Raw genomic sequence first — 15,650 nt, forward strand, 5'->3', positions numbered from 1 at the left:
CGATTTGCTGAACACAGATCGTTGTTTTGCCCGATGTGGCGGCAGAGGTCAGGATGGACGCACGACATCGCCACGAATTCGCGGCGACGCTGGGACGAATAAATTACGAAGCGGGATTTGCCTTTGTAATCAGAGGCTTGATGACAGCAGGCAACGCACTTTCCTGTACCTCAGGCAACCGCATCACCGCGACATCGGCGCCGTCGGTGACCGCGAGGGACAGCAGCAGGCTCCTTCCGTCAGCGGTGGTACTGAATCCATTGCCCGCACTCAGGCGGGTGGTGTCGAGGCAGCGGGATTCGGCCTGGGCGATGGCGCTGATCCGCGTCAGCATGGTGCTGCAGGTGATGGACTTCTCCAGATAGTCCACCCCATCCACTCCATTGACCGCCCACGCCCGGTACATCCAGCGCGACGGACGATCTTCACTGACCACCGTTACGGTATCCGGGTGCAGCGACGCATCCACCTGCCATAGTCCGCCAGCCCCGAACCGGCTGAACAGCACGCGGTTGCGGCGATGGTCGTAACGGGCCTGCGAGACCCCGTCCAGGCTGGCCAGCCTGCGCCACGGCGTCGCACTGCGGTCGTAAAGGCTCAGCCGCGTGAGCTGGTCATCGTCGCGCTCGATCAGCAGGAGGCGGTCGCGATCTCCGACATACAGTGCCTGCAGCGGGCGCTCCACCGGGACGGGCAGCACGGTGACCCGCTCGTCCTGGGGCGAGAGCTCGTAGACCCGCGGTTCGCCCTGGTCATTACGGCCCAGCACCAGCAGGTGCCGGCTGTCCAACGACCAGTCCGGCTGCTGCCGTGCCTCCGGGCGCAGGCCTTCGATGGGGCGCAGCGAGTCGGGCCGCTGCAGATCGGTCCACCACAGGGAATACACACCGGAGCGGTCCGAGGCGAACACCAGCTGGTTGCCATCCGGTGCCAGGGTCGGCTGGCTGTCACGCCCGCCGGCTGCAAGCAGGCGCTCGGGGGGCTGGTTGCCGTCCACACTGGCACGGAACAGACCGAACTGGGCCTTGCGCTGTACGAACGCGAGCACGCCTGCCGAACGTGCGACCGCCGGCCACTGCGCATCATCCAGGCCCATGTCGCGCAAGGTGCGCTGGTCGGTATCAAGCTGGTAGAGGCGCACTTCGCTGTCGACGCGGCGACCGAACACGATGTGCTGGCTGTCGCCGAGCCAGGCCCAGCCGCGGATCTCAGCGGCGTCATCGGTCAGCTGCTCGGGCGTGCCGCCCTCGGCGGGCATCCGCCACAGATCGCCCAGCTGCGGATTGCGGACAAACACCAGCCAGCGGCCGTCCGGCGAGAAGCGCGGGGCGTAGTCGAAATCGTCCGGGCGTACGGGGTACTGCAAAGGCCGCCAGCGGCCGGTAGCCAGCTCCAGCACGCGGATGCCCGGATGCCCGAACGGCCCCACCATGCTGCCGAACACCAGGCTGTGCCCGTCGGGCGTCCAGTCGAAGCTCAGCAGTTCGGTACCATCACAGCGTGCGGCGTGGCGCACGTTGCCGCCGGTTGCGCTTGCGATCAGCACCTCACAGCGGCCATCGGCGGAGAACCGCGCAAAGGCGATGTCACGCCCATCCGGTGACCACGTGGGAAAGCGATCCGAGGCGCCCTGGGGCCGCTCCACCAAGACCCGTGCGGGCGCATTGGACGAGGTCTGCACCTTGATCTCACCGCCAACCCCGTCCTCGCTGCTGGCCTCGTAGCTCACCTGCGAACCGTCCGGCGAGAGGCTCGGGAAGGTCTCGAATCCTGCGGTGGCCGTTACCAGGCGGTACGGCCGCTCCGGGCTGCCGAGCACCCGCGTTCCACCACCGACGGCGGCATCGAGCGGTGACTGCGGCGCAAGCCGCTGCAGCATCCACCCCATCACCACCACCGAGCACAGCAGGCACAGGCCTGCAGCCACCAGGACCGTGCGACGGATGCGCCGCCAGGTGCTGCTGAGCGCCGACTTCGGCGCGGGCGATGGGGCCGCGGCTGGGCGGGTGTCCCCTTGCGTTTCAAGGTCCACTGTCGGGACAGCTTCAGGTGCAGGCGCAGCCGGCTCGGCCACCACCACCACCGGCACACGCAACCGGTAGCCGGTCTTGGCGATCGTCTCGATGTAGACCGTGCCCTCCTCGTCATCGCCGGCGAACGCCTTGCGAAGCTGGGTCACCGCCTGCGTCAGCACATCGTTGGTCGGCAGCGTATCGGGCCAGACCTCGGCGAACAGCTCATCGCGGGTCACCACGCGCCCGTCACTGCGCACCAGCACGCGCAGCACGCCGATCGCCTTCGGTGTCAGTCGCCGTACACGGCGCACGCCCGGCACCACCACCTCGCGGGAGGACAGCGTGACCGTGCATTCGCCAATGCGCAGGATGTCGGCATCGAAGGGAGTGGCGTCGGTGGTGCTCATGTATCCGTGCAATGGAAGGACAAGGGTGGTGCTGTAGATCTCTGCCCTGTCCTCGCACCTGCAACACACGGCAAGAAGCCAGACTCCGCAAACAGCATCAGCCCAAACAGCAAAAACCTCGAAGCGCGCGAATACTAGCCTATGCAGGTTGACTGCACATGCTGCGGTGAGCATCAGGCTCTCTCTCGCCCACGTATTCAGATAATACTGCTGTAACATTCGCGCCCCCGAGGCGCGAATTTTTTATCTGGGATTCAGCTTCGCGGCGCGGTGATGATCGTCAGCCCGACCAGGCGCGACACTACGAGCGCGACGTACATCACCCCTGAAAACTGCGCCAGCATTACCAATGCGCGGGCCTGGGCATGCACCGGGACCACATCGCTCAAGCCCACCCCGCTGAGCAAACTGAAGCTCAGATAAAGCAGCTCCATCCACGTGCGCAGATTGCCCGGACTGTGGGCGAGGAAACTGCCGGGATACCATTGCTGGCAGACCGAAAATGCGAAGGCGAATCCCCATGCCAGCAGCGTGAACGTGGCCCCGGCGGCGAACAGTTCATCGCGCGTGACCTTGTGGTCCTGCAGCATGTAGAGGATCAACGCGCCGGCCGTGTAGAAGTACAACAGGCTCTCCAGCACGTGCGCGGCCATCCCCAGGGCGGGCTTGTCGAACACGACGGCGCTGAGGGAAAACACCACCGAGGGAATCGCCAGCAGCAACGCCGCCCACATGCCCACCGGGCTGCGCTGCACCACCCACAGCGCCAGCCCCAGCACGGTGATGCCCAGTACCCCGAAGCCGGCGCGGCCCGCGGCGGTGTCGTCCATCACCGGGTACAGCAGCACGCCCAGCAGCTGCACGGCCAGCAGCCACGCGGAGGGGTGGCGGCGGGCAATGGCGAGCCAGCGCACGGCGGGAGGGATCGACATGGCGCATTCCGGAGGAAGGATGGCGCGAGGATACCGGCAAGCCTGCGCCGCCGGCATCCCTGGTGTGCGTGCCTGCCCTGCCCCGCCGCGCGTGTGTTACCGCCGGTGATACACCTCCGCCCCCTCGGCCAGGAACTGCGCGGCCTTGGCCGCCATGCCTTCGGCCGCCGCGTCCTGTGCGGCGGCGCTGTCGCGCACCTCCTGGGAGATCTTCATCGAGCAGAAGTGGGGGCCGCACATCGAACAGAAATGGGCCAGCTTGTGCGCGTCCCTGGGCAGCGTCTGGTCATGGAAGGCCTGGGCCCTCTCGGGATCCAGGCCGAGGTTGAACTGGTCCTGCCAGCGGAACTCGAAGCGTGCTTTGCTGAGCGCATTGTCGCGCACCTGCGCTCCAGGGTGGCCCTTGGCCAGGTCGGCGGCGTGTGCAGCGATGCGGTAGGCCATGATGCCGTCGCGCACGTCCTCGCGGTTGGGCAGGCCCAGGTGTTCCTTCGGCGTGACATAGCAGAGCATGGCCGTGCCATACCAGCCGATCATCGCCGCGCCGATCGCGCTGGTTATGTGGTCGTAGCCCGGGGCGATGTCGGTGGTCAGCGGGCCCAGCGTGTAGAACGGCGCTTCGCCACAGACCTCGAGCTGCTTGTCCATGTTCTCCTTGATGAGATGCATGGGCACGTGGCCCGGGCCCTCGATCATGGTCTGCACGTCGTGTTGCCAGGCGATCTTCGTCAGTTCGCCGAGCGTTTCCAGTTCGCCGAACTGGGCCGCGTCATTGGCATCGGCGATGCAGCCCGGGCGCAGTCCATCGCCCAGCGAGAACGTCACGTCGTAGGCCTTCATGATCTCGCAGATGTCTTCGAAATGCGTGTAGAGGAAGTTCTCGCGGTGGTGAGCCAGGCACCACTTGGCCATGATGCTGCCGCCCCGCGAAACGATGCCGGTGACCCGGCCTGCGGTGAGCGGCACATAGCGCAGCAGGACACCGGCGTGGAGGGTGAAGTAATCCACGCCCTGCTCGGCCTGCTCGATCAGCGTGTCGCGGAAGATCTCCCAGGTGAGCGCCTCGGCGCGGCCGTCGACCTTCTCCAGCGCCTGGTAGATCGGCACCGTGCCGATGGGCACCGGTGCATTGCGCAGGATCCATTCACGCGTCTCGTGGATGTGCCTGCCGGTGGAGAGGTCCATCACCGTGTCCCCGCCCCAGCGGATGGCCCACACCATCTTCTCCACCTCTTCGGCGATGCCTGAAGATACCGCGCTGTTGCCGATGTTGGCGTTGATCTTGGTCAGGAAGTTGCGCCCGATGATCATCGGTTCGCTTTCCGGGTGGTTGATGTTGCTGGGCAGCACGGCACGTCCCCGTGCGATCTCCTCGCGCACGAAGGCCGGTGTGATGCGCGCAGGAATCGACGCACCGAAGGATTGCCCACGGTGCTGGCGCAGCAGACCGGCGTCCTGCACGGCCTGAAGGCGCTGGTTCTCGCGGATGGCCACGAACTCCATCTCCGGTGTGATCACGCCGCGCCGCGCGTAGTGCATCTGGGTGACATTGGCGCCCTCCCGCGCACGCCGGGGTGCGCGCCGGCCGGGGAAGCGCACCGCGTCCAGGCGCGCATCGTCCAACCGCGAACGGCCGAAGGCCGAGCTTGGCGCCGGCAGCAGGGCGGTATCCCCGCGCTCGCACACCCAGTCCGCGCGCAGCGGCGGCAACCCGGCGGACAGGTCGATCCGTGCCTGCGGATCGGTGTAGGGACCGGAGGTGTCATAGACCGCCAACGGCGCGTTCTCTTCGCCACCGAACAGCGTGGGCGTGCGCCCCAGCACGATCTCGCGCATGGGGACCTGCAGATCGGGGCGCGACCCGCCGACATAGATCCGGCGCGAACCGGAAAGGGGTCGGGTCACGGACGCGGACAGCGTGCGGGCATCATCCTGAAGCAAATTGGGCAGTGAGGTCATCGGGCATCGTCCTGGGCGAAAGTCGCATATCGGGGACGAAGCGGCGGCGCATTGCCGCGCGCGCCACCGGACGCTCACGGAGCGTCCGCACGGCACTGCTGGCATTGCAAAGCTTCCTACGCCGGTATCAACCGGATCAGGTTCCAAGGGACTCTCTCAACCGCACTGCACAGCACGGTACCCCCGCTTCAGAGGCCATTACAGCACATGCGCCGCACGCAGGCACGCTGACGGGCCCATTACGGCGCGCGGTATAGAATCCTGCCCGCGCCGCGTTGCGCGCCTTCAGGCAGGATACTGTCGCTGGCTCATCTGCCGGCGCATGCGCCCTGCGTACTGCAAGCTTTGGCTCGCTCCTTCATGCACTGAACCGGAGAAGCTCCTTCATGGTGTTTCGTATTTCAATCGCACTGGTCGCCGCACTGGTGCTGCTCGCCGGCCTCGCGCCGGGTCCTTTCAATTCCGTCGTCCAGGCGATGCTTGCCGAGGTCGTGCGTGGCGCGGGCTGGCTGTATCTGCTGGTGGTGTTTCTTTCCCTGACCTTCCTGCTGTATCTCGCTTTCGGCCGGCTTGGCAACCTGCGCATCGGCGGTGAAGACGCGGAGCCCGACTTTTCCCGCGCCAGCTGGATGTCGATGCTGTTCGCGGCCGGCATGGGCATCGGCCTGGTGTTCTGGGGGGCCGCGGAGCCGGTTTCGCATTTCGTGAAGCCCCCTGAAGGGTTGGCACCGATGAGCATGGACGCCGCGCGTGCGTCCATGCGTTATGCATTTTTCCACTGGGGCCTTCATCCGTGGGCCATCTATGCGCTGATCGGCCTGGCCATGGCGTGGTTCCAGTTCAACCGCAACGGCCGGGGACTGGTCAGCGACATGCTGCAACCGATCATCGGGCGCCATCACCGGGGCTGGATCGGCCAGGTGGTGAACATCGCCGCGGTGGTCGCAACGGCGATTGGCGTAGCGACGACGCTGGGCTTTGGCACCATCCAGATCGCGGCCGGCATGGAGCGGGTCTTCGGCATCGCTTCGGGTATTCCCACCCAGCTGGTCATCATCGCGGTTGCCTTCGTGCTGTACATGGCCTCGACGATGAGCGGCGTGGACCGGGGCATCAAATGGCTGTCCAACTTCAATCTCGGCCTGGCCGCGCTGTTGCTGGCGATGGTGCTGGTGCTGGGACCGACCGGCTTCATCTTCGACACCTTCACCACCACGCTGGGTTCGTATCTCAACCAGCTGGTGACGATGAGCCTGCGGATGTCGCCGTTCTCCGGCAGCACGTGGGTGGCCGACTGGACGATCTTCTACTGGGCGTGGTGGATTGCCTGGGCACCGTTCGTGGGGTCGTTCATCGCGCGGATCTCGCGCGGGCGCAGCGTACGCGAGTTTGTCGTAGGCGTGGTGATCGCACCGACGGTGCTGGGTTTCGTGTGGTTCTCGGTGTTTGGCGGCACAGCGTTGTGGTCACAGATCTTTGGTCACGTGGACCTGGTGGCGGCGTTGGCCAACGGGTATGAGACGGTGCTGTTCACCATGTTCGACAGTCTGCCGCTGCCCCTGCTGCTTTCCGGCGTGGCGCTGGTGCTGCTGATGATCTTCTTCGTGACGTCGGCGGATTCGGCGGTGCTCGTGCTGGCGAGCATGTCCACCGACGAAGCGGGAGACCCACCGTTGAAGCGCAAGCTCGCCTGGGGCATCGGTATCGCGCTGATCGCTGCGGCGCTGCTGTTGGCCGGGGGGCTGGCAGCTTTGCAGGGGATGATCACGATCGCGGCATTGCCCTTCGCGTTGCTCATGGTGCTGGTAATGGTGGCGCTGTACCGCGTGCTGGATGAGGAATGGACGCATGAGCGGCGACGGGCGCAGCGCGCGCGGCACATGATCGAGTCGTGGATCCAGCGTGAGATGGCGGCGCAGGAAGAGACACGCGTGGAAGCGGCGCGGGCGATCGATCGGGATTGAGGGGGATTGGCAGGGCCTGCGGCCCTGCACCCGCTGGAGCAGGAGCAACGGCAAGGGCAACCTCCAGGGCAACAGCGGGGTTGCGCGCTGGCGGGGCCCCGGACACAGTGCGGCGTCGCTTTACCGTTGTGGCTGCTGTTCTTGCTTTTCCAATTCTTCTTTTCCGTGGCTGACGTGCACGGAAACTGTCGTAGGTCGGGCGGTGGAGACTGGTTGGGGGGTTGAGCGCCATGGAGGGCGCGAAACAAGGCCCGCAGGATGCGGCTCTTGCCGTCCCCCACCCAACCCCATCGCCCGGCCCCCCGTCCCCTTTGGAAACCGCCAGCCACGAGGGGCCCCGCCGTTCGCCGCGCCTCAGTAGCCCGCCGCCTGCCCATCCTTCCGGCTCTCGGAGGCGCCGTAATACACGCCCGTTTCCGGGTCCCGCATGATCGCCTGGTACCCGCCATACGGCCCGTCCGCAAACACCACCCGATGGCCCTTGCGCATCAGCGCACGCACGGTCTCATACGGATACCCTGTTTCCAGGTTGACCTCACCGCCATCAGTCATCGCCGTGGCCTGCCCGACCGGCTCGGTGGACCCCTCGTGCTGGATGCGCGGCGCATCGCCGGCCTCCTGCAGGTTCATGCCGAAGTCCACCAGGTTCATCACGATCTGCGCATGTCCCTGCGGCTGCATCGCTCCGCCCATCACGCCGAAGCTCGCCCATGGCTTGCCGTCCTTGGTGATGAAGGCCGGGATGATGGTCTGGAAGGGACGCTTGCCCGGCGCGTAGCCGTTGGGATGATTCTTCTGCAGGACGAACATTTCGCCACGGTCCTGCAGGATGAATCCCAGCCCGGGCGGGGCCATGCCACTGCCCATGCCGCGATAATTGGACTGGATCAACGACACCATCATCCCGTCCGCATCGGCCACCGTCATGTAGATCGTGTCGCCCTGCTCCAGTTGCTTCGGCGTCCCTGGCTGTACCTCCTTCAACGCCTTGTCCATGGAAATCAGCGCGCGGCGCTGCGCGGCATACTCCTTGGAGATCAGCCGGGCCACCGGCGCGACCGGCTGGAACGCCATGTCCGCATAGAAACGCGCCCGATCGGCGAACGCGAGTTTCTTCGCCTCCACGAACAGGTGCACGTGCTCAGGAGAGCCGAAGGGGATTTTGGAGAAGTCATAGCCCTCCAGCACGTTGAGGATCTGCAGGGCGGCGATGCCCTGGCTGTTGGGTGGCAGTTCCCACACGTCATAGCCACGGTAGTTGCTGCTTACCGGCTCGACCCACTCACCCTGGTGCGCGGCCATGTCCTCATAGCTCAGGAACCCTCCATTCGCCTTGAAGAAGGCGTCGATGGTGCGCGCGATGTCGCCCTTGTAGAACGCGTCACGACCGCCATCGGCGATCCGCTGCAGTGTGTCGGCCAGGTTCGGGTTCTTCCACAGCTCGCCCTTGCGCGGTGCACGGCCCTTAAGGGTGAACTGCTCGGTGAAGCCCGGCTGCGGCGAGAGCCGCGGCACCGAGCGGTCCCAGTAGTAGGCGATGACCTCGGCCACGGGATGGCCTTCCCGGGCATAGCGGATGGCCGGTGCCAGGTTCTCCGCCATCGGCCTGCGCCCGAAGCGTTCGTGCAGCGCGAACCAGCCGTCCACGGCCCCCGGCACGGATACCGGAAGCGGACCGGTGGCCGGAATCTCCTTCAGTCCACGGCGCTGGAACTCCGCCAGCGTCAGCGACTTCGGGGAGCGGCCCGACCCGTTGTAACCGTGCAGCTTCTGCGTCTTCGGGTCCCAGACGATTGCGAACAGGTCGCCGCCGATCCCGTTGCCGGTCGGTTCCATCAGGCCCAGCGCCGCGTTGGCGGCAATCGCCGCATCCACCGCGCTGCCGCCCTGCTTCATCACATCCAGCGCGATCTGCGTGGCCAGCGGCTGCGATGTCGCCGCCATGGCGTGCGGGGCGATGACTTCGGAGCGGGTCGCAAAGCCGTGGCCGGTGATGCGGTCGGCCGCGCCGGCCAGCATCGGCAGTGTGGCCAGGAGTGCAGCGGCGAGCACGCCGCGGGTGAGTCGTCGGGTCACAGGATGGCCTTGCAGGGAAAAGAGGTTGACTGATCCTCGCCTGTCCGCGCGGCGTTGGGTATCCCGCATTGGTCATGCAAGGGCCGCTGCTGGGGGTGGACGACCTGCGCGGATGTCGCGGACAGCCTTCGCCGGTGTCGCCCGGCGAGGCAGTTTCAGCGGTAACAAAGCAGACCCCGCAAGGGATTGCCGTTGATTCACCGGCAACCATCGCACGAAGGTGCACCAGGGTTGACATCGACGAAACCCGCGTGGTTTCCTCGGACCCATGTTGCAGCGCCACACACCCATGCCGACGAACCCAGGGCCCGCGTCCCGCGGCGCCGCTTCGCTGCGTTCGCTCCTCGCCCTCGTACTTATTAGCCAGCCCACCGGAGCGGGACGAGCCAGCGTGTAACCAACAGACACACAGGTACTCGATCAGAACCCGCACCGGACCCGGCGCGGGTTTTTTCGTTTCAGCGCCCCGGCTTCGTTTCTCCCTCCGCCCCACTCCTGCAAGGAAACCCTCCCGATGAGCACCAATGACCTGCCCAAGACCAAGATCGCCGTCGTCGGCTATGGCAGCCAGGGCCGCGCGCATGCGCTGAACCTGCGCGAATCCGGCTACGAAGTGGTGATCGGCCTGCGGCCCGGCGGCCCGACCGAAGTGAAGGCGAAGGCCGATGGCTTCATCGTCCAGCCCCCGGCCGAAGCGGTGAAGGACGCGGACCTGGTGGCGGTGCTGACGCCGGACATGGTGCAGAAGAAGCTCTACGAGGAGGTGCTGGCGCCGAACATGAAGCACGGTGCGTGCCTGTTGTTCGCCCACGGCCTGAACGTCCACTTCGACATGATCTCCCCGCGCGAAGACCTGGACGTGGTGCTGGTGGCGCCCAAGGGCCCGGGCGCACTGGTTCGTCGCGAGTACGAAATCGGACGCGGTGTGCCGTGCATCTGGGCGGTGCACCAGGATGTCAGCGGCAACGCAGCAGCGCACGCGGTGGCTTACGCCACCGGCCTGGGTGGCGCGCGCGCGAACCTGATCCGCACGACGTTCAAGGAAGAAACCGAAACCGACCTGTTCGGCGAGCAGGCCGTGCTGTGCGGCGGTGCATCGGCCCTGGTGCAGGCCGGCTTCGAGACGCTGGTGGAAGCCGGCTACCAGCCGGAGATCGCCTATTACGAGGTCCTGCACGAGCTGAAACTCATCGTCGATCTGTTCTACGAGGGCGGCATCTCGCGGATGCTCGAGTTCATCTCCGAGACCGCGCAGTACGGTGACTACGTCAGTGGTCCGCGCGTGATCGATGCGGGCACCAAGGCGCGCATGAAGGAGGTCCTGAAGGACATCCAGGACGGCACGTTCACCAAGAACTGGGTCGCCGAGTACGAAGCCGGGCTGCCGAACTACAACCGCTACAAGCAGGCCGACCTGGACCACCCGATCGAGAAGGTGGGCAAGGAACTGCGCGCCAGGATGGTCTGGCTGCAAGGCCAGGCCGCGTAACCGGCGCGGCCCCTCCCCCTCTGTTCTGCAAGGTTTCCCATGAACAACCCCGCACAACGCAGCACAACGCCCAATGGCGCGCGCTGGCTGACCCAGGCGCTGGAAGCCGAAGGCGTGCAGACGCTGTTCGGCTACCCCGGCGGCACCATCATGCCGTTCTACGATGCGCTGGTGGATTCGCGGCTCAAGCACGTGCTGGTCCGCCACGAACAGGGTGCCGCGCTGGCCGCCAACGGGTTCGCGCGTGCCAGTGGACGTGTCGGCGTGTGCATCGCCACCTCTGGCCCGGGGGCCTCCAACCTGGTCACCGGCATCGCCGATGCCATGCTGGATTCGGTGCCGATGGTCTGCATCACCGGCCAGGTCGCCACCCCGCTGCTGGGCACCGATGCGTTCCAGGAGCTGGATGTCTTCGGCCTCACGCTGCCCATCGTCAAGCACAGTTGGCTGGTACGCCATGTCGACGACCTGCCGCGCGTGGTGTCCGAAGCCTTCCGCGTGGCCCGCGAGGGACGTCCCGGCCCGGTGCTGATCGATCTGCCGAAGGACGTCCAGATTGCCGACGCCAGCCACCTGCCGCTGCATGTGCCTGCTGCCGTACAGCCGCCCCCCGCGCCGGCCGACGCGGCGCTCGATGAGGCCATCGCGGCGATCGCCGCGGCCACCAAGCCGGTGATCTATGCCGGCGGCGGCATCGCGCTGGGAGAGGCGGTGGAGGCACTGCGTGATTTCGCCGCGGCCAGTGGCATCCCCACCGTGCAGACGCTGCGCGGACTGGGTGCCCTGCCCGCGGGCCATCCGCAGTCGCTGGGCATGCTCGGCATGCACGGCACCCGCGCAGCCAACATGGCCGTGCAGGAGTGCGATCTGCTGCTGGTGCTGGGCGCGCGTTTCGATGACCGTGCCACGGGCAAGCTGGCCGAGTTCGCTCCCTTCGCACGGGTGGTCCACGTCGACGCCGATGCCTGCGAGATCTCCAAGCTGCGCACGGCCGATGTCGCCGTACCCGGTGATATCGCCCACGCGATCCACGCCCTGCGGGCCGCATTTCCCGCACCGCTGGCCGCGCAGGCACCGTGGCGTGCGCGCTGCGCGCGCAACCGCGAAACGTTCATCGCACGCTACGATGCGCCCGGCCAGCACATCTACGCACCGGCGCTGCTCAAGCGCCTGAGCGAGCTGGCACCGGCCGATGCGGTGATCGCCTGCGATGTCGGCCAGCACCAGATGTGGGTGGCCCAGCACTGCCGTTTCAACCACCCGCGCAACCACCTGACCAGCGGCGCGCTGGGCACCATGGGCTTCGGCCTGCCGGCGGCGATGGGCGCGCAGTTCGCCTGCCCCGACCGCACCGTGGTGCTGGTCTCCGGCGACGGCAGCTTCATGATGAACGTGCAGGAGCTGGCCACCATCGCCCGCTGCCGCCTGCCGGTGAAGATCGTGCTGCTGGACAACAGTTCGCTGGGCATGGTGCGGCAGTGGCAGGAGCTGTTCTTCGCCGAGCGTTACAGCGAGATCGACCTGTCCGACAATCCGGATTTCGTTGCACTGGCCAAGGTGTTCGGCATCGCGGCGGTGCGCATCCAGGCGCGTGGCGAAGTTGAAGATGCGCTGGCTGCGCTGCTGGCCGAACCCGGCCCCGCGCTGCTGCATGTGGCCATCGATGCACGCGCGAACGTATGGCCGCTGGTGCCGCCGAACACGGCCAACAGCACCATGCTGGAGTCCAACCCGGCCCATGCCGCTGCGGAGGTGAGCCATGCAGTACCGGCTTGATGTCGTGCTGCAGCCGGCCGAGGGTGCCCTGCTGCGGCTGATCGGCATGGCCGAACGCCGTGGGTTCGCGCCGCGGGCCATCCACGGTGCAGCCGATGCCGGCGACGCCGGCCGCTGGCACCTGCAGCTGGTGGTGGACGGGACGCGGCCGCCGGAGACGCTGTGCCGTCAGATCGAGAAGATCTACGACTGTGTCTCCGTGCGGGTCACTGAAGTGCAGGGAGCTGCCGCATGAAGGCTCGTACCGTAGCGACGGTACCGGCCCGGGGGCGTCTTCTCCGCTGCCCGCCGTGGCCGGACCGCACGCTGGCCCGCTGCGTGGCTGAGGGTCACGGTGGCGCCGATGCCGGCCACTGAGCAGGGCAGCGCGGAGAGCGACGTAGCCCAGGTCACCGTCGCCGACGTGCTGGCCGCGCAGGCGCGCCTGCGCCGGTTCCTTCCGCCGACCCCGCTGCATCATGCAGAGCGTTTCGGCACGTGGCTGAAGCTGGAGAACCTGCAGCGCACCGGCTCCTACAAAGTGCGCGGTGCGCTGAATGCCCTGCTGGCCGGTCGTGAGCGCGGTGACCTGCGCCCGGTGATCTGCGCCTCCGCCGGCAACCATGCACAGGGCGTGGCCTGGGCCGCCCACCGGCTGGGCGTCCAGGCCATCACCGTGATGCCCTTCGGTGCGCCCGCCAACAAGATCGCCGGGGTCTCGCACTGGGGCGCCACGGTGCGCCAGCACGGCGAAAGCTACGATGACGCATGGGCGTTCGCCGTGGCGCTGGCCGAGCGCCACGGCTACCGGTTCCTGTCTGCGTTCGACGACGCCGATGTGATCGCCGGACAGGGCACGGTCGGCCTCGAGCTGGCCCCCCATGCACCGGACGTGGTGATCGTGCCGATCGGTGGCGGTGGCCTGGCGTCCGGTGTCGCGCTGGCGCTGAAATCCCAGGGCGTACGCATCGTCGGCGCACAGGTCGAGGGCGTCGACGCGATGGCCCGTGTCCTGCGCGGCGATGTGCGGTCGATCGCGCCCGTCCCTTCGCTGGCCGACGGTGTGCGGGTCCGGGTCCCCGGCCTGCTCACCCGTCGGCTGTGCGCCGCCCTGCTGGACGATGTGGTGATCGTGCGCGAAGCCGAGCTGCGCGAGACGCTGGTCCGCCTGGCGCTGGAAGAAAACCTGATCGCCGAAGGCGCCGGCGCGCTGGCCCTGGCAGCGGGCCGGCGCGTGGCCGGACGCCGCAGGTTCGCGGTGGTCTCCGGCGGCAACATCGATGCCCCGGCCCTGGCCGGGCTGCTCAACGAGATCCGTCCGCGCGCGCCGCGCAAGCCGCGAAGGCGCCGCCCCGAAACCCTGCGCGCGCCGACGGTGAACGTCGCGCCCGCGCCCCTTGCATCGCCCCCTTCTTCCCCTTCCCACCTGCACGCTGCGCTGCCCGCTGTCGAGGAGACTTCCCCATGACCACGCCGACCATCGAATCCATCAACCCGCCCCGCATCCGCATCTTCGACACCACGCTGCGCGATGGTGAACAGTCGCCGGGCTGCAGCATGAGCCCGCAGCAGAAGCTGGTGATGGCGCGCGCGCTGGACGAACTGGGGGTGGATATCATCGAAACCGGGTTCCCGGCGAGCTCGCAGTCCGACCGCGAGGCCATGGCACTGATCGGTCGCCAGGTCCGGCGCCCGGTGCTGGCGGTGCTGTCGCGCTGCCTGGCGGCGGATATCGAAACCTCCGCACGTGCGCTGGAAAGCGCCGCCAATCCGCGCCTTCACGTGTTTCTGTCGACCAGCCCGCTGCACCGCGAGCACAAGCTGCGCATGACCCGCGAGCAGGTGCTGGAGTCGGTGCGCAGGCACGTGGCGATGGCCCGCTCGTACATCGACGATGTGGAGTTTTCCGCCGAAGATGCCACGCGCACCGAGATGGACTACCTGATCGAGGTTTCGCGCGCCGCGATCGAAGCCGGCGCCACCACGATCAACCTGCCGGACACCGTCGGCTTCACGACGCCGGAGGAGATGCGCGCCCTGTTCGAGCAGGTGATTGCTGGCGTGGCCGATGTCCGCGGCGCCGCCCAGGTGATCTTCAGCGCCCATTGCCACAATGACCTGGGGCTGGCGGTGGCGAACTCGCTGGCCGCCATCGAAGGTGGGGCACGGCAGGTGGAGTGCACGGTCAACGGCATCGGTGAACGTGCCGGCAACTGTGCGGTGGAAGAGATCGCCATGGCGTTGAAGGTGCGGCAGGCGTTCTATGAGCAGGACACGGCCATCAACACCCCGCGCATCGTGTCCACCTCCCAGTTGCTGCAGCGCCTGGTGGGCATGCCGGTGCAGCGCAACAAGGCGATCGTGGGAGCGAACGCGTTCGCGCACGAATCGGGGATCCACCAGCACGGCATGCTGCGCCATCGCGGCACCTACGAAATCATGCGCCCGGACGATGTCGGCTGGGAAGATTCGCAGATGGTGCTGGGGCGCCACAGCGGGCGCGCGGCGGTGGAGCAGCGCCTGCGCGCCCTGGGTTTCTGGCTGGAGGAAGACGAACTGAAGCTGGTGTTCGAGCAGTTCAAGAACCTGTGCGAGCAGCAGCGCGTGGTCACCGATGCCGACCTGCAGACGATGATGCAGGGCGGCGCCAGCCAGCAGGGATACCGTCTGGCCTCGATGACCATCAGCGATGTCGGCAGCCGTGCCAACGCGCTGGTGGAGCTGTCCGACCCAGATGGCAACCGCGTTGCCGAAACCGCCCAGGGCGATGGCCCGGTGGATGCGCTGTTCGGCGCGCTGTCGTCAGCCACCGGGGTCAGCCTGCAGCTGGACAGCTACCAGGTGCACAGCGTGGGTATCGGTGCCGATGCGCGCGGTGAGGCCAACCTCAGCGTGCGCAATGGCGAGACGATGTACGAAGGCACCGGCACCAGCCGCGACATCATCGAAGCCTCTGCACTGGCCTGGCTGGACGTGGCCAATCGCCTGCTGCGCCAGCGTGAGGCCCCGGCGCCGACGCCCGATGCCGCCTCCGCGGCACATGCCTGAGGAGA

The 15,650-nt window shown here is 67.1% G+C and carries 10 protein-coding genes and 1 riboswitch; of the genes, 6 read left to right on the plus strand and 4 right to left on the minus strand.

Translation table 11 applies throughout. The features are described from left to right. Positions 1 to 103: 103 nt before the first annotated feature. The 3 genes from FHY09_RS06740 to thiC form a co-directional block, all read right to left on the minus strand. On the minus strand, positions 104 to 2,422 hold the full coding sequence (locus tag FHY09_RS06740) for a winged helix-turn-helix domain-containing protein (RefSeq protein WP_166925416.1): 2,319 nt from the start codon (positions 2,420 to 2,422) through the stop codon (positions 104 to 106). A 254-nt stretch (positions 2,423 to 2,676) separates the two neighbouring features. Beyond that, positions 2,677 to 3,354, minus strand: a complete 678-nt coding sequence (locus FHY09_RS06745) for an ion channel (protein ID WP_166925419.1) — start codon at positions 3,352 to 3,354, stop codon at positions 2,677 to 2,679. 96 nt (positions 3,355 to 3,450) lie between these two features. Beyond that, positions 3,451 to 5,313 carry a phosphomethylpyrimidine synthase ThiC gene (gene thiC / locus FHY09_RS06750; protein WP_166925421.1) on the minus strand — a complete coding sequence of 621 codons (1,863 nt, stop codon included), beginning with the start codon at positions 5,311 to 5,313 and terminating at the stop codon, positions 3,451 to 3,453. 96 nt (positions 5,314 to 5,409) lie between these two features. Next, positions 5,410 to 5,508, minus strand: a riboswitch (TPP riboswitch). A 191-nt stretch (positions 5,509 to 5,699) separates the two neighbouring features. On the opposite strand from thiC, the gene FHY09_RS06755 reads away from it, so the two are divergent. Beyond that, entirely contained in the window at positions 5,700 to 7,277 is a 1,578-nt protein-coding gene (locus tag FHY09_RS06755; protein ID WP_166925423.1) for a BCCT family transporter, read from the plus strand. Positions 7,278 to 7,631: 354 nt separating this feature from the next. Here the strand turns inward: FHY09_RS06755 and ggt are convergent, their stop codons facing one another. Continuing rightward, positions 7,632 to 9,296 carry a gamma-glutamyltransferase gene (gene ggt, locus FHY09_RS06760; RefSeq protein ID WP_208407651.1) on the minus strand — a complete coding sequence of 555 codons (1,665 nt, stop codon included), beginning with the start codon at positions 9,294 to 9,296 and terminating at the stop codon, positions 7,632 to 7,634. A gap of 571 nt (positions 9,297 to 9,867) precedes the next feature. Between ggt and ilvC the strand changes: the two genes are divergently transcribed. The 5 genes from ilvC to FHY09_RS06785 all read left to right on the plus strand — a co-directional run bounded on the left by ilvC (position 9,868) and on the right by FHY09_RS06785 (position 15,645). Then, a complete protein-coding gene (ilvC, locus tag FHY09_RS06765) occupies positions 9,868 to 10,842 on the plus strand; it encodes a ketol-acid reductoisomerase (RefSeq protein ID WP_166925427.1) in 975 nt (324 codons plus the stop codon). Positions 10,843 to 10,881: 39 nt separating this feature from the next. Then, positions 10,882 to 12,618 carry an acetolactate synthase 2 catalytic subunit gene (gene ilvG, locus FHY09_RS06770; protein WP_166925429.1) on the plus strand — a complete coding sequence of 579 codons (1,737 nt, stop codon included), beginning with the start codon at positions 10,882 to 10,884 and terminating at the stop codon, positions 12,616 to 12,618. Continuing rightward, positions 12,602 to 12,853, plus strand: a complete 252-nt coding sequence (locus FHY09_RS06775) for an ACT domain-containing protein (RefSeq protein WP_166925431.1) — start codon at positions 12,602 to 12,604, stop codon at positions 12,851 to 12,853. Before ilvG ends, FHY09_RS06775 begins: the two co-directional genes overlap by 17 nt. A gap of 108 nt (positions 12,854 to 12,961) precedes the next feature. Beyond that, positions 12,962 to 14,065 (plus strand): threonine dehydratase, encoded by a 1,104-nt coding sequence (locus tag FHY09_RS06780; RefSeq protein WP_166925433.1) that lies wholly within the window; start codon positions 12,962 to 12,964, stop codon positions 14,063 to 14,065. Continuing rightward, the gene (locus tag FHY09_RS06785) at positions 14,062 to 15,645 is read left to right on the plus strand and encodes a 2-isopropylmalate synthase (RefSeq protein WP_166925435.1); all 1,584 of its coding nucleotides are present in this window, start codon (positions 14,062 to 14,064) and stop codon (positions 15,643 to 15,645) included. The genes FHY09_RS06780 and FHY09_RS06785 overlap by 4 nt, the downstream gene beginning before the upstream one ends. Positions 15,646 to 15,650: the final 5 nt, after the last annotated feature.

This window comes from Xanthomonas sp. 60, from assembly GCF_011761925.1.

Coding starts and splice junctions, on each gene's coding strand:
- ilvG (WP_166925429.1), top strand. CDS start 10,882: ATGAACAACCCCGCACAACGCAGCACAACGCCCAATGGCGCGCGCTGG.
- FHY09_RS06755 (WP_166925423.1), top strand. CDS start 5,700: ATGGTGTTTCGTATTTCAATCGCACTGGTCGCCGCACTGGTGCTGCTC.
- FHY09_RS06745 (WP_166925419.1), bottom strand. CDS start 3,354: ATGTCGATCCCTCCCGCCGTGCGCTGGCTCGCCATTGCCCGCCGCCAC.
- FHY09_RS06740 (WP_166925416.1), bottom strand. CDS start 2,422: ATGAGCACCACCGACGCCACTCCCTTCGATGCCGACATCCTGCGCATT.
- FHY09_RS06785 (WP_166925435.1), top strand. CDS start 14,062: ATGACCACGCCGACCATCGAATCCATCAACCCGCCCCGCATCCGCATC.
- FHY09_RS06780 (WP_166925433.1), top strand. CDS start 12,962: ATGCCGGCCACTGAGCAGGGCAGCGCGGAGAGCGACGTAGCCCAGGTC.
- thiC (WP_166925421.1), bottom strand. CDS start 5,313: ATGACCTCACTGCCCAATTTGCTTCAGGATGATGCCCGCACGCTGTCC.
- FHY09_RS06775 (WP_166925431.1), top strand. CDS start 12,602: ATGCAGTACCGGCTTGATGTCGTGCTGCAGCCGGCCGAGGGTGCCCTG.
- ggt (WP_208407651.1), bottom strand. CDS start 9,296: ATGCTGGCCGGCGCGGCCGACCGCATCACCGGCCACGGCTTTGCGACC.
- ilvC (WP_166925427.1), top strand. CDS start 9,868: ATGAGCACCAATGACCTGCCCAAGACCAAGATCGCCGTCGTCGGCTAT.